The sequence below is a fragment of the Collinsella aerofaciens genome, from assembly GCF_018785245.1.
GTDB classification, from domain to species: Bacteria; Actinomycetota; Coriobacteriia; order Coriobacteriales; family Coriobacteriaceae; genus Collinsella; species Collinsella aerofaciens_AD.
In genome coordinates, this window is record NZ_WQPL01000067.1 from 1 (window position 1) to 1,537 (window position 1,537).

The window sequence follows — 1,537 nt, forward strand, 5'->3', positions numbered from 1 at the left end:
GGCTCTGTTAGACCAGGATTGACATACATGTGTCCCCACGGTGCCATATCGTTGACCCCATAGACCGCGATGATGGGGGCAGCATGAACGCCGAAGACCTGGTCCTCAACTTCAAGAAGGGCATGGCGAACCTCAGCAAGACCGAGCGCCGCCGCGCTATCGAGTCCGTCAGGGACGTGATCCGCGCGGCGGCGTTCGACGACGCGGCCGGCTCCGCCTACGAAATCGAACGCTGCCCGCGCTGCGGGTCCGCCGCGGTCGTGAAGAAGGGCAAATCGAAGAACGGCGAGCAGCGCTACCTCTGCCGGGGCTGCGGCAGGACCTTCGGCATGGGCAGCGAGCGCATCCTGGGGACGAGCAAGCTCCCGAAGGAGACCTGGATGGCCTACGCCGAGTGCTTCGCGCTCATGCTGCCCCTGCGCGAATGCGCGAGGCGCTGCCGCGTCTGCCTCAAGACCGCCTACACCATGCGCCACAGGCTGATCGAGTGCCTCTCGGCCTACTCCCCCTCGTTCAGGGTCGAGCGGGGCTGCGGCTGCGAGCTCGACGAGACCTATTTCCCCGAGTCGTTCAAGGGCAACCACGCGAAGGGGTCGTTCACGATGCCGCGCCCCTCCCGGCACCGCGGCAAGCAGGTGCACAGGCGCGGGCTGTCGCGCGAGCGGATCTGCGTCATGACCGGAGTGAACGACTCGAACGAGACGTTCCTCGAGGTCACGGGGCGGGGCGCCCTTTCGAGGGAGCGCGCCATGGACGCGCTGAGGGGCCGCATCGCGGCCGGCTCGGTCGTCGCGACCGACAGGGCGGCCGCCTACGTCGGCGTCCTCGCCGAGCTCGAGGTCGCCGCGCACGCGGCCTACGACCCCAAGGACCGCTCCGGGGGGACCATCAACCGGGTCAACGCCGTCCACTCGCTCCTCGGCGCCTTCATGGAGCCGTTCAGGGGCGTGTCGACGAAGCACCTCGACGCCTACCTCGCCTGGTTCAGGTGGTGCCGGACCTTCATGGCGACCGATTCCGGCGCGGCCGGGCGCACGGTCGCGCGGCAGCTCGCGCACGGCGTCTGCAGGAGCCGCGTCCGCGACATGTTCAACGTGGAGCCGCCCTACATGGACTACTGGGCCGCGCCCGCCGCATAGAGGCGGTAGAATGGTCGCACCGCGATACACGAGGAGGGGTGAGGCCATGCCGTCGAACATACCGGCCACGACGATCCGCATCGACCCGGAGGTCAAGAGGGAGGCCACGGCCATCCTGGACGAGCTCGGCCTGTCCATGTCCACCGCCGTCAACGCGTTCCTCAGGGCGCTCGTCCGAGAGGGCGGGATGCCGTTCGAGATGAGGGTCAAGACGCCGGCGCCCGACGGGGAGACGGCGAGTTAGCCGGCAGGTCGGCATGAAACGGCAGGGCCAGGCGAGCAACTCGTCCGGTCTCGGGCGCATCGCCCCTTGCCGGATTCAGATTCGACAAGGGGCGACCATTGTGCAATCGCAAGAAGATGACGGGGCGGAATGTCAATCCTGGTCTAACAGAGCC

At 67.9% G+C, this 1,537-nt stretch carries 2 protein-coding genes; both read left to right on the top strand.

All coding sequences use genetic code 11. The features are described from left to right. The first annotated feature begins 83 nt into the window (after positions 1-83). Positions 84-1,139: an IS1595 family transposase gene (locus GPK39_RS09190; protein ID WP_215675183.1), complete on the top strand. Its 1,056-nt coding sequence runs from the start codon at positions 84-86 to the stop codon at positions 1,137-1,139. Positions 1,140-1,185: 46 nt separating this feature from the next. Continuing rightward, positions 1,186-1,383, top strand: coding sequence for a type II toxin-antitoxin system RelB/DinJ family antitoxin (locus GPK39_RS09195; RefSeq protein WP_118935480.1), 198 nt, complete (start codon positions 1,186-1,188; stop codon positions 1,381-1,383). Positions 1,384-1,537: the final 154 nt, after the last annotated feature.